The organism is Bradyrhizobium sp. SHOUNA76, from assembly GCF_023006445.1.
Lineage (GTDB): Bacteria > Pseudomonadota > Alphaproteobacteria > Rhizobiales > Xanthobacteraceae > Bradyrhizobium.
Window position 1 is genome coordinate 1 of the sequence record NZ_JALBHA010000924.1, and the last position, 1,152, is coordinate 1,152.

A 1,152-nucleotide genomic window follows, 5' to 3' on the forward strand; every position below is an offset into this window, starting at 1 on the left:
GCCGGCGGGCGCAAGGCGCGCGGCACGGTCAAGCTGTCGATCGGGGCGACGCTGGCCTCACACTGGCTGATGCCCCGGCTCCACGCCTTTCTGGGCGCACATGATCACATCCGGCTCGAGATCATCACCCATCCGTTTCCGGCCAGCGTGCGGCGCCGGGAAGCCGACGTCGTGCTGCGGCCGCTCGACAGCGGCGAGGAAAATCTGGTCGGCCGCAAGATCGGCCGTCTCGGCACCGGCTTCTATGCCTCGCGCGACTATGCCGCCGGCCGGTCCCTGCCGGAGCGCAGCGGCGAGTGGAAGGGGCACAGCGTGATCGGCTTTGCCGACCAGGATTCCAACGCGCAGCTTGCACGATGGAGCGACGCGATCACGCGCCAGGGCACGATCGTGATGCGCTGCTCGTCGCAGGGCGACATGCTGGCGGCGGTCCGCGCCGGGATCGGAATTTCCGCGCTGTCGTGCTTCGTTGCGGAGAGCTATTCCGACCTCGTGCGCGTCGCTCCGCAGAAGCTCGCCAGCGTGGCCGACCTGTGGCTGCTGGCTCATCCCGACCTCGTCGAGCTCCCTGCGGTGCGAGCCGTGATCGACTTCGTGGCCGAATGCGCCCGCGCCGATCGCGAGCGGCTGCGCGGCTAAAGCATGATCCGGAAAAGTGCGCAGCGGTTTTCCGAAAAGATCATGCTCAGACAATAACCTAAAGCGCGATGGTGATTTAGCCTAATCGCATCGCGCTTTAGTTTGACCCTGCGAGCACGCCCTCGCGCTTCTTTACCGCGCGATAGTAGCTCCACCACAAATGCGCCGCCGCGCCGCGCAGGGGGCGCCAGGGTTCGGCGAGCGGCGCCATCTGCTTCTCCGTCGGCCGCGCCTGAAGGCCGAGGCCGATCTTGATGGCTTCCTGCACGGCGAGGTCGCCGGCCGGCCAGGCATCGCCATGGCCGAGGCAAAACAGGAGATAGACGTCCGCGGTCCAGGGGCCGATGCCGGGCAGCGCGATCAGCGTGTGATGCGCAGCGTCGGCATCTTCCTCGGCGAGCACGTCGAGGTTCAGCCGCTGCGCGCGGATCTCGCGCGCGAGATGCTTCAGCGTCTTGATCTTGGCGGCCGAGAGCCCGAGCCGCCCCAGCCGGTCGGTGCGGGCGCGGCCCA

Annotated in this window: 2 protein-coding genes; one reads left to right on the forward strand and one right to left on the reverse strand. The window is 68.0% G+C overall.

Annotated features, from left to right (window positions below):
* Positions 1-639, forward strand: a 639-nt coding sequence (locus tag MOV74_RS38615) for a LysR substrate-binding domain-containing protein (RefSeq protein ID WP_246932808.1), incomplete at its 5' end; no start/stop codon positions are given.
* Between the two features lie 97 nt (positions 640-736).
* Here the strand turns inward: MOV74_RS38615 and MOV74_RS38620 are convergent.
* Positions 737-1,152, reverse strand: a 416-nt coding sequence (locus MOV74_RS38620; RefSeq protein WP_404979235.1) for a DNA-3-methyladenine glycosylase family protein, incomplete at its 5' end; no start/stop codon positions are given.